We start from the raw sequence: 15788 nt of genomic DNA on the forward strand, positions 1-15788 counted from the left end.
AGCATGCACTGCGATCATCCCGGCCGCTGATGCAACGCTGGAATCCCCCATGCTTGGCCTCGTCCGAATTGCCCTGTCGCGCCCGCTGACCTTTATCGTGCTGGCCGTGCTCATCCTTATCGCCGGCCCGCTGGCGGCATGGCGCACGCCCACCGATATCTTCCCGAACATCGGCATTCCGGTGATCAGCGTGGTGTGGAGCTACAACGGCCTGCCGCCCGATCAGATGTCAGGCCGCGTCGTGTACTACTACGAACGCCAGCTCAGCACGTCGGTCAACAACATCGAGCACATCGAGTCGCAGTCGCTGCCGGGCATGGGCATCGTGAAGATCTTCTTCCAGCCCGGCGTGGACATCCGCACCGCCACCGCGCAGGTCACGTCGATCTCGCAGACCGTGCTCAAGCAGATGCCGCCGGGCATCACGCCGCCGCTGATCCTCAACTACAACGCCTCGACCGTGCCCATCCTGCAGATGGCGCTGTCGAGCCAGAGCATGTCGGAGGCGAAGATCCTCGACCAGGGCCTCAACGTGATGCGACCGATGCTGACTTCGGTGCCCGGCGTGGCCGTGCCCACGCCTTATGGCGGCGCCGCGCGACAGGTCACGCTCGATCTCGATCCGCGCGCGCTCGCCGCGGATGGCCTTTCCGCGCAGGATGTCAGCAATGCGCTGGCGGCGCAGAACCAGATCATCCCGGTCGGCACCGCCAAGATCGGCACGTACGAATACCACGTGCAGCTCAACAACAGCCCCGAGGCCGTCAACGAGTTGAACCAGCTGCCGGTGAAGACCGTGCACGGTGCGACCATCACCATCGGCGACGTGGCCCACGTGCGCGACGGCGCCGCGCCGCAGACCAACGTGGTGCGCGTGGACGGCAAGCGCGCGGTGCTGATGCCAGCGCTGAAGGTGGGCGAAGCCTCCACGCTGGCCGTGGTGTCCGGCATCAAGGCGCTGATGCCGCTGGTGCGCGAAACGCTGCCGGACAACCTCAAGGTGACCTTGCTGAGCGACCAGTCGGCCTTCGTGAAGTCGGCCATTTCCTCGGTGGCGCGCGAGGGCATCATCGCGGCGCTGCTCACCTCGGTGATGATCCTGATCTTCCTGGGCAGCTGGCGCTCCACCGTGATCATCGCGGTGTCGATTCCGCTGGCGATTCTTTCCGCCATCGCGCTGCTGTCGGCCACCGGCCAGACGCTCAACGTGATGACGCTGGGCGGCCTGGCGCTGGCCGTGGGCATCCTGGTGGACGATGCCACTGTCACCATCGAGAACATCAACTGGCACCTGGAACAGGGCAAGAGCGTCCACGATGCGATCATGGACGGTGCGAAACAGATCGTGACGCCCGCCTTCGTTTCGCTGCTGTGCATCTGCATCGTGTTCGTGCCGATGTTCCTGCTCAACGGCATCGCGGGCTTCCTGTTCCGCCCGATGGCGCTGGCGGTGATCTTCGCCATGGTGTCCTCGTTCGTGCTGTCGCGCACCCTGGTGCCGACGCTGGCGATGTACCTGCTCAAGCCGCATCACACCGAGAACGGCCCCGGCGATCATCCGGAAGACGAGTACATCAACCATCACGAGGGCGACCAGCCGGCCAAGCGCAGGCGCGGCGCCTTGCTCAGCGCACTGGTCGCGTTCCAGCAGGGCTTCGAACACCGCTTCGCCAAAGTGCGCGATGTCTATCACGCGACGCTCAGCGTGGCGCTCAACCACCGCAAGCAATTCGTGATCGGGTTCCTGGCCTTCGTGCTCGCTTCCTTCGCGCTGGTGCCCTTGCTGGGCCGCGACTTCTTCCCGGACGTGGACGCCGGCGCCATCGCCCTGCATGTGCGCGCACCGATGGGCACGCGCGTGGAGGAAACCGCCGCCGAGTTCGACCGCATCGAAACGGCGATTCGCAAGGTCATTCCGCCCGATCAGCTCGATACGGTGATCGACAACATCGGCCTGCCGCTGTCCGGCGTGAACATGGTCTACAACTCCAGCGGCACCATCGGCCCGCAGGATGGCGACATCCAGGTCGAGCTGAAGGAGAACCACGCGCCCACCGCCGATTTCGTGCGCGAACTGCGGGCGAAGTTGCCGCGTGAATTCCCCGGCACCGAGTTCGCCTTCCTGCCGGCGGACATGAGTTCGCAGATCCTCAACTTCGGTGCGCCGGCGCCGCTGGACGTCACCATCTCCGGTCGCGACCTGAAAGCTAACGAGTCCTATGCCACGGCGATCATGAAGCGCCTGCGCCAGGTGCCCGGCATCGCGGACGTGCGCCTGCAGCAGAGCACCAGCTACCCGCAGCTCAATGTCACGGTGAACCGCACGCGCGCCGGCCTGCTCGGCGTCACCGAACGCGATGTCACCAACACCATGGTAGCTTCGCTGGCCGGCAGTTCGCAGGTGGCACCGACGTTCTGGCTCAACCCGAAGAACGGCGTGTCCTATCCCATCGTCGCGGCCACGCCGCAGTACAAGATGGACACCATGGCCGACCTTGCCGGCCTGCCGGTGACGCCGGCGGGCACGGGCGCGAGCCAGGTGCTCGGCGGCCTTGCCACGTTCAGGCGCGTGCCCAGCGCGGCTGTGGTGTCGCACTACAACATCATGCCGTCGTTCGACATATACGCCTCCGTGCAGGATCGCGACCTCGGCGCCGTCGCCAGCGACGTGCAGAAGGTGCTCGATCAGTTCGCCGCCACGCGCCCCAAGGGCACGCTCGTCAGCCTGCACGGCCAGGTCGGCACCATGAACGAGGCCTTCGGCGGCCTGGTCTTCGGTCTGGTCGGCGCCATCGTGCTGATCTATCTGCTCATCGTGGTGAACTTCCAGTCGTGGCTGGACCCGTTCGTGATCATCACCGCCCTGCCCGCCGCGCTGGCCGGCATCGTGTGGATGCTGTTCCTCTCGCACACCACGTTGTCCGTGCCGGCGCTCACTGGCGCCATCATGTGCATGGGCGTGGCGACCGCCAACTCCATTCTGGTGGTCAGCTTCTGCCGCGAACGGCTGGCCGAGCACGGCGATGCGGTAAAGGCCGCGCTCGAAGCCGGCTTCACACGCTTCCGCCCGGTCTGCATGACCGCGCTGGCGATGATCATCGGCATGCTGCCGATGGCGCTGACGCAGGAACAGAACTCGCCGCTGGGCCGCGCCGTCATCGGCGGCCTGCTGTTCGCCACCTTCGCCACCCTGCTCTTCGTGCCGGTGATCTTCAGCATCGTGCATGGCCGCGAGCAGGCGCAGACCCGATTCGATTCCGCTCTGGGAGAACCCGTCCATGTCGCATGACGCCACCATCGCAACGCCTGCGCGAACGCCGAAGCTGGGCCGCGCGGTACGCATCGGTCTGGCCGTTGCCGTCATTGCCACCATCGCCGGCATCTCGGTGCGCGCCTATGACTACCATCGCGTGGTCAAGTGGACCGACGCGCAGATCACGCCCACCGTGCAGCTGGTGACGCCGGAGAACAGCGGCGATCATCAGGCCATGACCCTGCCCGGCCATCTGGACGCCTGGATCAGCGCGCCCATCCACGCGCGCGTGAGCGGCTACCTGAAGAGCTGGAGCCGCGACATCGGCAGCCAGGTCGCGGCCGGCCAGTCGCTGGCGGAAATCGACACGCCGGAACTGGACCAGCAGTTCGAGCAGGCCAAGGCGAACCTGGCGCGTGCGCAGGCCAATGCGCGTCTTGCCGTGCTCACCGACAAACGCTGGAAGAACCTGCTCGCCTCCAACTCGGTGTCCAAGCAGGAAGCCGATGAAAAAGCCGGCGAAGCCGAAGCCGCGCAAGCCAACGTGCTGGGCGCGCAGGCCGACGTCGATCGCATCGCCGCACTGGAAGCGTTCAAGCACATCACGGCGCCGTTCGCCGGCACCGTGACCGCGCGCAACACCGACATCGGCGACCTGATCAGCGCGAACAGCGAAAGCACGCTCCCGCTGTTCACCGTGTCCGACACCACTCGCATGCGCCTGTACGTGCAGGTGCCGCAGAGCTACGCCGAGGCCATCAAGCCCGACATGAGCGTGCAGCTCGACGTGCCCGATCATCCGGGCGAGCAGTTCACCGGCCATCTGATCGGCAATTCCGGCGCAGTGAACCAGGTATCCGGCTCACTGCTGGCGCAGTTCGAGGTGGACAACCCCAAGGGCGAGTTGCTGCCTGGCGCCTATGCCGAAGTGCATCTGCCGATGACGGGCAACAGCCACACGCTGACCGTGCCGGCGACCACGCTGATTTTCCGCGCGCAGGGTCCGCAGGTCGCCGTGGTGGGCGCCGACAACAAGGTGGCGCTGCGCGACGTGCATATCGCGATGGATCTGGGCGATCGCCTGCGCATCGACAAGGGCCTGCAGGCCGGCGACCGCGTGATCAACCACCCATCCGATTCGCTCGCGCAGGGCGACGTGGTGCAGATCGCACGCGCAGGCAACGAAGCCGCCGCCAAGCCGGAGTGAGGCCATGACGTTCAACCTGCCCTTCCTGCGCCGACTGCTGCCGCTGGCGCTGCTGGCCGTGCTGCCGGCGTGCTCGCTGGCGCCCACGTACAAGAAGCCCGACGTGGGCCCGCTGCCGGACAGTTACGCCGGCCAGACGGCCGATGGCCTGTGGTCGCCGGCACATCCTGCGGACACTGCCTCGCGCGGCCCCTGGTGGTCGGTGTACGCGAATCCGCAGCTGGACAAGCTGGAAAACCAGCTCGATGCATCCAATCCCAGCCTCGCGGTGGCGCTGGCTCGCTACGACGCGGCACGCGCACTGCTGGGCGAAGCGCGGTCGGACCTGTACCCGACGCTGGGCGTCGATGCGGCCAGTTCGCGCAACCGCCAATCGAACAACCGCCCGTTGCGCGGCACCAACCAGCCGAACGAATACAGTGCCGATACGTTCGGCTTCGGCCTGGGTTACGAGATCGACCTGTGGGGCCGCGTGCGCAACGAAGTCGCCGCCGGCAAGGCGAATGCTGCCGCCGCGCAGGCCGATCTCGCGTCGGTGAAGCTGAGCCTGGAAGCGCAGCTGGCCGATCTCTACATCGCGCTGCGCGGTTATGACGTGCAGGAACGCATCCTCAAGGACACGCTGGACGCGTATCAGCAAGGCCTTGACCTGACCGAGCGGCGCTTCCAGGGCGGCGTGGCCTCGGGCCTGGATGTCAGCCGAGCGAAGACGCAGCTTGCCGACGCGCAGGCGCAGGTGTCCGAAGTGGTGGCGCAGCGTGCGCTGACCGAACATGCCATCGCCACGCTGGTAGGCGAATCCGCTTCGCGCTTCTCCCTGCCACCCGACAACACGCCAATGAACGTGCCGGCGATTCCTCTGGGCGTGCCTTCGCAATTGCTGGAACGGCGGCCGGATATCGCATCCGCCGAGCGGCGCGTCTTCGCGGCGAATGTGGAGATCGGCGTGGCGCGCGCGGCGTTCTTTCCGCGCCTGAGCCTGTCGGCCATGTTCGGATTCCAGGACACCGGCATGGGCAACCTGCTAAGCGCCGGAAATCGTTATTGGGCCTTGGGGCCGGATCTGGCGATGACCTTGTTCGACGGCGGCCTGCGTCGCGCCAAGGTGCAGGCGGCGCAAGCGAATCTGGATGCATCGGCCGGCCTGTATCGCGGCATCGTGCTGAACGCCTTCCAGCAGGTGGAAGACAACCTCACCCTGCTGCAACAACTTGGCAAGGAAGCGCATCAACAGGACGACGCGGCCAGCGCGGCACGCGACTCGCAGACCATCGCCACCAACCGCTATCGCGAAGGCGCGGTGAACTATCTCGACGTGGTGAGTTCGCAGACGGCGGCCTTGCAGGCCGAGCGCAGCGCGGAACAGGTGCGCACCAGGCGCTTGCAGGCAAGCGTGGATCTGATACGTGCGTTGGGCGGCGGCTGGGATTCAGCCCAGCTGCCGGCCACCGCGAGTGCGATGGCCGACAGCGCAACCCAGGCCCGCTGAAGCGACGGTACCTACGCCGTCGCGACCGCCCGGGGACCCAAGGAGCCCCTCATGAGGAGAGGGAGGGGAGGCACGAGAGGCTCCTGTCGATGGCGAACCGGCCCTATGCCGCTCGCCGCACGCCTTCCACGCGCTGGTTGAGCTGTTGCCAGTCCACCACCAGCTCACAGCCGCGTGCCGAGGCGTTCCTGCCCCATTCGCGCAGCAGTTCCAGGCACGCCTGATCGACGTGATGCAGGCGATCCACCTCGAGCTGCACGCGCGTGTTCGGCGGCACGCGCTCCAGCGTGCGCGCCACGGAGGGCACGCGCAGGAAGGTGGCAGAGCCTTCCAGCCGCAGCGACGCGGTGCCCGGTTCCTCGTGATGATCCAGGCCCACCTTCAGGCGCGACGAATGCAGCGCAAGGCGGAACAGCGACAGTGCGAAGCCGATCAGCACGCCGGCCAGCAGGTCGGTCGCCACGATGGCCACGGTGGTCGCCACATAGATCCACGCGGTGCCCTTGCCGTACTGCGCCAGCGCCTTCACCTGCTTGAAGTTCACCATCTTGATGCCGGTGAACACCAGGATGCCCGCCAGGCACGCCACCGGCGTCATGCGCATCAGCCACGGCAACAACGACGCGAACACCAGCAACCAGCCGCCGTGCATGATGGTCGCCATGCGCGTGGCCGAACCGGCCTGCACGTTGGCGGCGCTGCGCACGATTACACCAGTCATCGGCAACGCGCCGAACAAGCCGCAGATCGTGTTGCCGATACCTTGCGCGGTGAGCTCGCGGTCGAAGTTGGTGCGCACGCCGTCGTGCATGCGATCCACCGCGGCGGCAGAGAGCAGCGTCTCGGCGCTGGCGATGAAGGCGAACGTCAGCGCCGCGATCATCAGCGAGGGCTCGAGCAAACCCGCCAGACTGCCGAAGCTCGGCAGCGTCACCGCGGACAGCAGATTGGAAGGCACATCCACCGTCTTCACCGACAGGCCGGCGAACTGCACCACGGCCGTTACCGCGATCACGGCGAGCAACGCACCCGGCACGAAACGCAGCTTTGCCGGACGCAGCTTTTCCCAGCCGAGCATGATGGCAATGGTGGCCACGCCCACGGCCAACGCCGTCAGGCTGCCCGCCTCGCCCTGCACCGCGTCGATCAAGGCACCGGGCAGCGCGGCGAAGTTTTCCAGGCCGCGAGCCTTCGGCAGCGCATCCATCAGCACATGCAACTGCGAGGCGACGATCAACACGCCAATGCCCGACAGCATGCCCGCCACCACGGCCGGCGAGCACATGCGGAACCACACGCCCACGCGGCACAGGCCGGCGGCGATCTGGATCAGGCCGGCCAACAGCACCACCGGGCCCAGCGCGATCACGCCGTGCTCGCGCACCAGCTCGAACACCAGCACCGCCAGGCCCGCCGCGGGGCCGCTCACCTGCAACGGCGAACCCGCGAACATGCCCACCACCAGGCCGCCCACGATGCCCGTGATCAGGCCTGCCGCCGGCGGCATGCCCGAGGCAATGGCGATGCCCATGCACAAGGGCAAGGCCACCAGGAACACCACGATGGAACCGAGCAGGTCGCGTCCGAACAAGCCCTGCTTGAAGTATTGGCTCATCACGGCGGCGGTCCTCAGGCAGCCGATGCCGACGGCATGGAGAAGCGCGCATGCGGCGTGGCCTCAGGCACCTCGCCGCTGCCTGGCTGGATGGGCACGAAGCACCCTTGCTGCGCGTCGAACGCCTTGAGTTCGGCCAGCGCGATGTCGTACACCCAGCCATGGATGCGCAGTTGCCCGCTCGCCATGGCCGCTGCCACCGCAGGCAGCGTGCGCAGATGTTCAAGCTGGCCCACGACGTTTTCCTCCGTCAGCCGCCGCAGGCCTTCATGGCCCTGCAAGCTGGGCGCGTTCTGCTGGACGACGTAACGCGCCACGTCTGCGTGCTTCATCCATGCGGCGACCGATGGCATGTCCTGCACCCGTTCCGGATGCTGCAGCGCCTTCATCGCGCCGCAATCGGAGTGGCCGCAGATCACGATGTGGCGGACCTGGAGCACCTTCACCGCGTACTCGATGGCGGCCACGACGCCGCTCACGTGCTGCGCGTACGGCGGCACGATGTTGCCGATGTTGCGATACACGAACAGCTCGCCGGGCTGCGCCGAGAACATCAGCTCCGGCATCACGCGCGAGTCGGCGCAGGTGATGAACATGGTGCTGGGGCTCTGCCCCGAGGCCAGCTTGCGGAACACCTCGCGCTGGGCCGGAAAGACATCATTGCGGAACTGTTCGAAACCTTCGATCAAACGCTTCATGCGAATACTCCAGGCAAAAATAGGGTATGACGCCCGCGGCGCAACACGCGCCATGCGAAGGCATCTTGGGGAAAAGGAACGGATGGCCTGCAAGCCACGCACGGACGCACACAACGCGCCGCATGCATGGAATCAGTTCACTGACAGAGCCATCGAAAGCGGCAGGCCAACAAGGCGTGCGCGCAGGAGAACGCGTGCCGCGTCAGCGGCAGCGCGGATCAGGCCATCTCTGGCGGGCGCAGTTGCGGCGCGGGCTCGTGCAGGCTCAGCTCGTAGCTGGCCGACACAGGCGCCTGGGTGGGCATGGGCGCCCACAGATAAGCCACGTCGAACGGATGGAGAATGTCGTCCATGCCGCCGTTGCTGCTGTCCTGAAGCGAGGACGTATCAGCGTCGTCGTCCGCCGTATCGGCAAGATCGTCGACCATGACCTGCGTCGCCACCGCCTTGCCATCCGACGCCGCAGCAGCCTGCTGCACCGGACGCACCGGCGTGCCGACCAGCAGAAGCAGGCCGAACAGACACGCCAGGAACACGGCGAAGCGGGAGCGGAGAAGACGCGAAGTCATGACACCGACGTTATCGGAAGCCCATGACAGTCGCAAGACTTTGCGCAAGATCAATAAGGCATCTTCAGAAATGCGCCAGCGAATATTCATGTTCGCGACGTCTGCGCGAATGCGAAAACGCGTGCTCGGAAAAAACAAAACGGCGGGCCAAAGCCCGCCGTTTTTCCATCCCTGGGTCGAACTCCCTTCCGATAGTCGTACCGCTGTGGATTAAAACGGGTAGTAGCGGAAAGAGGTGAAGAACATGTTCTCGGTGGCCTTCGGCGAAGCCAGGCCGTTGGCGACCGGGCCGCTGACGCCGTTGATGAAGCCCTGGCCCGGGAACGCTTCCTTCTGCGTGTAGGAGTACTGGGCGCCGAACTGCATCTTGCCGAACTTGCCCTGGTAGAACTTCCACCAGAAGCCGGCGGTGCCCTGCCAGATCTCGCGGGCGTTGCCCACGCAGTTGGAGTTGCCGGCGATGTCGCAGCCGCTGTTGTTGTAGGCCGGGTTGCCGTAGCCGAGCTGCACCACGCCGCCGTTGTAGGCCTGGAAGTCCTTCTTGCTGGCCTGTTCGCGGCCGCCGAACAGATAGACGTCCACGTCGGAGTTGGCGTGCCAGGTCAGGCCCGTCAGGATCATGTTTTCCTTGATCGGGGCGATGTTGCCGTTCGGGCTGAAGGTCACGTCGGAGAGCTGGGCGCTGCCGTAGCGGCCAATGCCCTTGCCGTCCATGCCGGAGATCTGCCAGTCGAGGGTCTTCTCGATGAGCGGCAGCACCGCGGCGGCACCCCAGCCACCACCCCAGGTGTCGTGGTTCTGGTACGAACCATTGACGGCGTAGCGGTTGTAGAAGGCGCGGGCCAGGCCGAACACTTCGTAGTGACCGTAGCCCGGGTCAGCCGCGAACTTCACGATGACGTCGGGGATGTGGTTGAGCGACAGCGTGTTGGCCGAGTCGTAACCCGAGCCCGCGGTGATGTTGTAGGCCGTCTGCTGCACCGGCGCCTTGGACTGGTTCGGGCTGCTGTAGAAGGTGGTCTGCGGGTTCTCCAGCGAGATACCCAGCCAGTACTTCTTGTCCCAATCCTTGACCAGGCGGATCTGCGCCTGACGCGCCCAGGTGAAGCCCGGGATGTACTGCGCGTCGATCTGCGGCGGGGTCAGCTCGGTGCGCGGGGTGATGCCCTTGCTGTTGAGCGTGAGCAGCGACCAGTTCTGGCCGGCCAGCAGGTGCAGGCCCGAGGTATCCCAGTCGGCCGTCATGTAGACGTTGCGCATGCGCGGGTTGAACGAGTTGGACTCGTTCTGGTTCGCGGTCTGGGCGCCGCCCAGGAAGTCCATTTCGACGTAGCCGGCCAGGTGCGTGGTCGGGTTCACGTCACCCTGCACGAGGGCCGACAGGCGGCTCTGGCGGGCGCTGAAGCGGAACTCGTTCATGTGCGCGGTCTGCACGTTCTTGTACGGGATCGCGCTGTAGTTGGAGGCGATGTCCGCACCTTCCTGGGCCGAGCGGTAGATCGATTCGGCCGCGAGGAAGCCGCCCAGGGTGATGTTCACACCCTTGTACGCCAGCTTGTCGCTCGACTTCTTGACCTGCGCGTCGGTGGCGGCGACCTGCTTCTGCACGTTCTCCACGGCCTGGCCGGTGGACACGTTGATATCGGACTGCGCATCCGTGCGCTGCTCCAGCTCGACCACCTTGGCCTGCAGGGCCTGCAACTGGGCCTTCAGCGCTTCGATCTCGGCCGCCTGCGACGACTGCGTGGTGGTCTTGGAGGTCGACTTCGCCGGGGCCGGGTCGGCCATGACGTGGAAGCTGGTAACGCCCAAACCGGCAGCAATCGCCACCGCGAGCAACTTGGAACGCATGGATGTTCTCCGCATGTAGGTAAGAATCACCTGGACGGCCCCCTTTGATCCCCTTCGATCTCCGGCTGTCCAAGCACGATCGGTGCGCAGAATGGGCCCCGGGTTTTACCGTTAGATGGACGTTATGTGACAAAACGAAGACATGCGTTCGCGCACGTACGGAATGACTTTCTTACAAGTCCCGGAAAGCGGGCCCACAGGGCCCCGGCTGGTATGCTTGCGGGATGGACAAGCTCAACAACAGCATGGCCGGCCGCATGGCCGAGCGTTTCCGTGGCTTTCTGCCGGTCATCGTGGACGTTGAAACAGGCGGTTTCGATGCGGAGCGCGATGCCCTGCTGGAGATTGCCGCCGTCGTCCTTCGCATGACGCCCGAGGGCTACCTGCAGCCCGTGCCGGCCGTTTCCGCCCACGTGCACCCGTTTCCGGGCGCGAACATCGACCCGCGCGCCCTGGAAGTCACCGGCATCGACCCGGACAACCCGCTGCGCGGCGCCCTGGACGAACGCCTGGCGCTGGACCACGTGTTCAAGCCAATCCGCGACGCCATGCGCGACATGGATTGCCAGCGCGCCATCCTGGTTGGCCACAACGCGGCGTTCGACCTGGGTTTTCTCAACGCGGCGGTGCGCCGCACCGGCCACAAGCGCAACCCGTTCCATCCTTTCAGCTGTTTCGATACGGCCACGCTGAGCGGCCTCGCCTTCGGGCAGACGGTGCTGAGCAAGGCCGTGCAGGCCGCCGGCATGGCGTTCGACACGCGCGAGGCGCACTCCGCTATCTATGACGCCGAGCGCACGGCGGAGCTGTTCTGCACCATCGTCAACCGCTGGCGCCGCCTGGAAGAGTTCGAGCGCGACCAGATCGGCGTCGAGTCGATGTGAAGCGACGGGAGATCGACGTTGAGTCGATGTAAAGCGGCGGGACGGTCCCGCGTCAGTTTCGGCGTTCGCCTTTAATCCCTTTTTTATCAGGCTCATATGACAGCCGATGGCGCGTTGTCATATCGCTGAAACATTGAACTCATTTCATTGCAACACGACGCGCATGAAATAACGGCGGGCGGGAATCCCCCGAGACCCTTACGCTTAAGGAGCTACCGTGTTGATCTCAACCAAATCTTTGACCCGCATCGGCACGGCTGCCGTGTTCGCGACGGCCTCGCTGTTCGCCATGGCCGCGCAGGCCACGGACATCACCGGCGCCGGCTCGAGCTTCGTGTACCCGGTTCTCTCCAAGTGGTCTGCCGGCTATGCCGAAAAGACCGGCAACAAGCTCAACTACCAGTCCGTCGGCTCGGGCGCCGGCGTGGCGCAGATCAAGGAAGGCACCATCGACTTCGGCGCCACCGACGCACCGGTGAAGGCTGAAGACCTCGCGCAGTTCGGCCTGGGCCAGTTCCCGGTCGTGGTGGGCGGCATCGTGCCGGTGGTGAACATCCCGGGCGTGGAAGCGGGCCAGGTCAAGCTGGACGGCGCCACCCTCGCCGACATCTTCCTCGGCAAGATCACCATGTGGAACGATCCCAAGATCGCTTCGCAGAACGCCGGCGTGAACCTGCCGGCCAGGAAGATCACCGTGGTGCATCGCTCGGACGGCTCGGGCACCTCGTTCAACTTCACCAACTACCTGTCCAAGGTCAGCCCGGAGTGGGCGTCCAAGGTCAAGTTCGGCACGGCCGTCGAGTGGCCGACCGGCGTGGGCGGCAAGGGCAACGAAGGCGTGTCGCAGTACGTCAAGCAGATCACCGGCTCCATCGGCTACGTCGAGTACGCCTTTGCCGTGAAGAACAAGATCAGCTGGGTGGACCTGAAGAACGCCGCCGGCCAGGTCGTGGCCCCGAGCGCCGAAGCGTTCGCCGCCGCCGCCGCCACCGCCGACTGGGGCAGCGCCAAGGATTTCAACGTGATCATGACCAACGCCTCCGGTGCGCAGGCCTGGCCGATCACCGCGACCACCTGGGTGGTGATGTACAAGAAGCCGAAGAACGCCGAGCACACCAAGGTGGCCTTCGAGTTCTTCAAGTGGGCGCTCGAGAACGGCCAGAAGGACGCCGCCTCGCTGGACTACGTCGCCCTGCCGGACACGCTGGTCAAGAAGATCGAGGCCTACTGGGCTTCCGAATACAAGCACTGAGAGGCACCCGTCTCGCCGGTCACGCAACAGCAACCGGCGAGGTTTAACCTCAAGGCTTGACCGCACGACAACGGCCGCCCGACTAACCTCGGGCGGCCTGTTGTTGAAAGGCGCCCGGAACCGGCGCATCTTCCATGAGCCGCGCGACTTGCAACCGCACGGCCTGAATGCCGAGGAATCCTCCGCACATGCAAGCGAATGTAGGCGCCGTCGCCGCCACCGTGCCCCAGCAGGAAGAGCGCGCACGCCGCGACGCGCGGCACGACCGCCTTTTCAGTGGGATCCTGATGGCCTGTGCCCTGCTGGTGCTGGCCTGCCTGCTCGGCGCCGCAGGCGCCACGCTCTGGGGCGGACGGCACGCGTTCGGCACGTTCGGCTGGCACTTCCTCTTCAGCTCCGCGTGGGACCCGGGTTCGGACACCTACGGCGCCCTGGTGCCGGTGTACGGCACCCTGATGACCTCGCTGATCGCCCTCGTCATCGCCGTGCCGATCAGCTTCGGCGTGGCGCTCTATCTTTCCGAAGTGGCACCGCCGTGGCTGCGCACGCCGGTGGCCTCGGCCATCGAACTGCTGGCCGGCATCCCTTCGATCATCTACGGCATGTGGGGCCTTTTCATCTTTGCGCCCTTCTTCGCCGATCACATCAAGCCGTGGCTGACCAATTACCTGGGCAACAAGCCTGACGACGGCAAGCTGTCGTGGGTGGCCCAGCACACCTTCCTGGGCAAGCTGTTCGGCAGCGACTATCCGTTCGGCGCCAGCATTCTCACCGCCGGCATCGTGCTGGCCGTGATGATCATTCCGTTCATCTCCTCGGTGATGCGCGAAGTGTTCCAGACCGTGCCCTCGCGCCTGAAGGAGTCCGCATACGCGCTGGGCTCCAGCACCTGGGAAGTGTCGTGGGACATCGTGCTGCCCTACACTCGCTCGGCGGTGATCGGCGGCATCTTCCTCGGCCTTGGCCGTGCGCTGGGCGAAACGATGGCGGTGACCTTCGTGCTCGGCAACGCCATGCAGCTGTCGCCGTCGATCCTCGATCCGGGCGCGTCCATCGCCTCCACCATCGCCAACCAGTTCAGCGAGGCGGCCGGCCTGCAGAAGTCCACGCTGATGGCGCTGGCCTTCCTGCTGTTCGTGGTGACCTTCATCGTGCTGCTGATCGCCCGCTGGATGTTGCGCCAGCTCGCCCACAAGGAGGGCCGCTGATGGCTTCCAGCTCGTTCCTCTATACCAAGCGCCGCATCAAGAACATCGTGGCGCTGACGCTCAGCGTGATCGCCACCCTGATCGGCCTGATCTTCCTGGCGTGGATCCTGTGGGAAACGCTGCGCCAGGGCGTCGGCACGCTCAAGCCGCAACTGTTCACCAAGATCACGGCCTACGGCGAACAGGGTGGCCTGGCCAATGCGATGGTAGGCAGCCTGATCGTGAACCTGATCGGCATCCTCATCGCCACGCCCATCGGCGTGCTGGCCGGCACGTGGCTGGCGGAATACGCCAACGGCACCAAGCTGGGCGAGTCGATCCGCTTCCTCAACGATATCCTGCTGTCGGCGCCGTCCATCGTGCTGGGCCTGTTCGTCTACACCATCGTGGTGCTGCCCACGACGTCGCTCACCAGCGGTTCCACCACGTTCTCCGGCTGGGCCGGCGGCGTGGCGCTGGCCTTGATCGCCCTGCCCGTGATCGTGCGCACTTCGGACGAAATGCTGCGCCTGGTGCCCTCCACGCTGCGCGAGGCCTCGCTGTCGCTGGGCATCCCGCAGTGGAAGCTGACCACGCAGATCCTGATCCGCGCCGCGCGCTCGGGCATCATCACCGGCGTGCTGCTGGCACTGGCGCGCATCAGCGGCGAAACCGCGCCGCTGCTGTTCACGGCGTTCGGCAACAACTACATGACCTTCAACCCGTCGGACAAGATGTCCAGCCTGCCGCAGATGATCTACCAGTACGCCAACGATCCAGGCGAAGGGCTGCATGCCATCGCATGGGCCGGCGCTTTCGTGCTGACCATGTTCGTGCTGTTGCTGAGCCTTGCTTCCCGTCTGGTCCTTTCCCGCTCCAAGGTGTCCCATGACTGAGTCCGCCGCCGCCGGCATCCACCCGCAGTCCGCGGCCACGCCTGCCCCCATCGCGCCCACCAAGCTGAAGGTGCGCGACCTGCACTTCTACTACAACGGGTTCCATGCGCTGAAAGGCATCAATATGGATATCCCGGAGAAGAAGGTGACGGCCATCATCGGCCCGTCCGGCTGCGGCAAGTCCACCCTGCTGCGCATCTTCAACCGCATCTACGCCATCTACCCCAAGCTGGAAGCCAAGGGCGAGATCGTGCTCGACGGCGAGAACATCCTCGACTCGAGCTACTCCATGAACCGCCTGCGCAGCAAGGTCGGCATGGTGTTCCAGAAGCCGGTGCCGTTCCCGATGACCATTTTCGAGAACGTGGCCTACGGCATCCGCCACCACGAGAAGCTCTCGCGCGCCGACATGGAGATCCGCGTCGAACAGGCGCTGCGCAGCGCCGCGCTGTGGGACGAGGTGAAGGACAAGCTCAAGCAGAGCGCGCTGGGCCTTTCCGGCGGCCAGCAGCAGCGCCTGTGCATTGCCCGCGGCATCGCGCTCAAGCCCGAAGTGCTGCTGCTCGACGAACCGACCTCGGCGCTGGACCCGATCGCCACCGGGCGCATCGAGCAGCTGGTGGAAGAACTCAAGAGCGAGTACACCATCGTCATCGTCACCCACAACATGCAGCAGGCGGCCCGTTGCTCGGACCTCACCGCCTTCATGTACCTGGGCGAGCTGATCGAATTCGACCGCACCGAGCAGATCTTCACCAAGCCCGGCAAGAAGCAGACCGAGGACTACATCACCGGCCGCTTCGGCTAACCATGCGATTCCCTCTCCCCTCTGGGGAGAGGGCTAGGGTGAGGGGCCACGCCGCCTCATTCTCCACTGATAGGGAATA

Annotated in this window: 12 protein-coding genes; 8 read left to right on the forward strand and 4 right to left on the reverse strand. The window is 65.5% G+C overall.

Translation table 11 applies throughout. From position 1 onward, the window contains the following. Window positions 1–49: 49 nt before the first annotated feature. Genes BDW41_RS01905 through BDW41_RS01915 form a run of 3 tightly spaced genes read left to right on the forward strand, consistent with a single transcriptional unit; the run spans window position 50 to window position 5949 of the window. Window positions 50–3289: an efflux RND transporter permease subunit gene (locus BDW41_RS01905; RefSeq protein WP_074547156.1), complete on the forward strand. Its 3240-nt coding sequence runs from the start codon at window positions 50–52 to the stop codon at window positions 3287–3289. Continuing rightward, entirely contained in the window at window positions 3279–4460 is a 1182-nt protein-coding gene (locus BDW41_RS01910; RefSeq protein WP_074547155.1) for an efflux RND transporter periplasmic adaptor subunit, read from the forward strand. The genes BDW41_RS01905 and BDW41_RS01910 overlap by 11 nt, the downstream gene beginning before the upstream one ends. A 4-nt stretch (window positions 4461–4464) precedes the next feature. Beyond that, complete coding sequence (locus BDW41_RS01915; RefSeq protein WP_074547154.1) at window positions 4465–5949, forward strand: efflux transporter outer membrane subunit; 1485 nt, start codon at window positions 4465–4467, stop codon at window positions 5947–5949. Between the two features lie 103 nt (window positions 5950–6052). Here BDW41_RS01915 and BDW41_RS01920 read toward each other — a convergent pair whose 3' ends face one another. The 4 genes from BDW41_RS01920 to BDW41_RS23630 form a co-directional block, all read right to left on the reverse strand. Continuing rightward, entirely contained in the window at window positions 6053–7564 is a 1512-nt protein-coding gene (locus BDW41_RS01920; protein ID WP_110301510.1) for a SulP family inorganic anion transporter, read from the reverse strand. A gap of 14 nt (window positions 7565–7578) precedes the next feature. After that, window positions 7579–8262, reverse strand: a complete 684-nt coding sequence (locus BDW41_RS01925) for a carbonic anhydrase (protein WP_074547152.1) — start codon at window positions 8260–8262, stop codon at window positions 7579–7581. 218 nt (window positions 8263–8480) lie between these two features. Then, on the reverse strand, window positions 8481–8831 hold the full coding sequence (locus BDW41_RS01930) for a hypothetical protein (RefSeq protein WP_074547151.1): 351 nt from the start codon (window positions 8829–8831) through the stop codon (window positions 8481–8483). 210 nt (window positions 8832–9041) lie between these two features. Next, window positions 9042–10682, reverse strand: coding sequence for a hypothetical protein (locus BDW41_RS23630; protein ID WP_083337535.1), 1641 nt, complete (start codon window positions 10680–10682; stop codon window positions 9042–9044). Window positions 10683–10906: 224 nt separating this feature from the next. Between BDW41_RS23630 and rnt the strand changes: the two genes are divergently transcribed. From rnt to pstB, 5 genes are all read left to right on the forward strand, one after another. Further along, the gene (rnt, locus tag BDW41_RS01940) at window positions 10907–11566 is read left to right on the forward strand and encodes a ribonuclease T (RefSeq protein WP_074547150.1); all 660 of its coding nucleotides are present in this window, start codon (window positions 10907–10909) and stop codon (window positions 11564–11566) included. A gap of 238 nt (window positions 11567–11804) precedes the next feature. Then, window positions 11805–12818, forward strand: a complete 1014-nt coding sequence (gene pstS / locus BDW41_RS01945; RefSeq protein ID WP_074547149.1) for a phosphate ABC transporter substrate-binding protein PstS — start codon at window positions 11805–11807, stop codon at window positions 12816–12818. A gap of 188 nt (window positions 12819–13006) precedes the next feature. Further along, window positions 13007–14026 (forward strand): phosphate ABC transporter permease subunit PstC, encoded by a 1020-nt coding sequence (pstC, locus tag BDW41_RS01950; RefSeq protein WP_074547148.1) that lies wholly within the window; start codon window positions 13007–13009, stop codon window positions 14024–14026. Further along, the gene (gene pstA, locus BDW41_RS01955) at window positions 14026–14901 is read left to right on the forward strand and encodes a phosphate ABC transporter permease PstA (protein WP_074547147.1); all 876 of its coding nucleotides are present in this window, start codon (window positions 14026–14028) and stop codon (window positions 14899–14901) included. The genes pstC and pstA overlap by 1 nt, the downstream gene beginning before the upstream one ends. Then, window positions 14894–15709, forward strand: coding sequence for a phosphate ABC transporter ATP-binding protein PstB (gene pstB, locus BDW41_RS01960; RefSeq protein WP_019464987.1), 816 nt, complete (start codon window positions 14894–14896; stop codon window positions 15707–15709). The genes pstA and pstB overlap by 8 nt, the downstream gene beginning before the upstream one ends. Window positions 15710–15788: the final 79 nt, after the last annotated feature.

The organism is Dyella sp. AtDHG13 (genome assembly GCF_003201105.1).
GTDB lineage: Bacteria > Pseudomonadota > Gammaproteobacteria > Xanthomonadales > Rhodanobacteraceae > Dyella > Dyella jiangningensis_B.

Coding starts and splice junctions, on each gene's coding strand:
- BDW41_RS01905 (WP_074547156.1), top strand. CDS start 50: ATGCTTGGCCTCGTCCGAATTGCCCTGTCGCGCCCGCTGACCTTTATC.
- BDW41_RS01910 (WP_074547155.1), top strand. CDS start 3,279: ATGTCGCATGACGCCACCATCGCAACGCCTGCGCGAACGCCGAAGCTG.
- BDW41_RS01915 (WP_074547154.1), top strand. CDS start 4,465: ATGACGTTCAACCTGCCCTTCCTGCGCCGACTGCTGCCGCTGGCGCTG.
- BDW41_RS01920 (WP_110301510.1), bottom strand. CDS start 7,564: ATGAGCCAATACTTCAAGCAGGGCTTGTTCGGACGCGACCTGCTCGGT.
- BDW41_RS01925 (WP_074547152.1), bottom strand. CDS start 8,262: ATGAAGCGTTTGATCGAAGGTTTCGAACAGTTCCGCAATGATGTCTTT.
- BDW41_RS01930 (WP_074547151.1), bottom strand. CDS start 8,831: ATGACTTCGCGTCTTCTCCGCTCCCGCTTCGCCGTGTTCCTGGCGTGT.
- BDW41_RS23630 (WP_083337535.1), bottom strand. CDS start 10,682: ATGCGTTCCAAGTTGCTCGCGGTGGCGATTGCTGCCGGTTTGGGCGTT.
- rnt (WP_074547150.1), top strand. CDS start 10,907: ATGGACAAGCTCAACAACAGCATGGCCGGCCGCATGGCCGAGCGTTTC.
- pstC (WP_074547148.1), top strand. CDS start 13,007: ATGCAAGCGAATGTAGGCGCCGTCGCCGCCACCGTGCCCCAGCAGGAA.
- pstA (WP_074547147.1), top strand. CDS start 14,026: ATGGCTTCCAGCTCGTTCCTCTATACCAAGCGCCGCATCAAGAACATC.
- pstB (WP_019464987.1), top strand. CDS start 14,894: ATGACTGAGTCCGCCGCCGCCGGCATCCACCCGCAGTCCGCGGCCACG.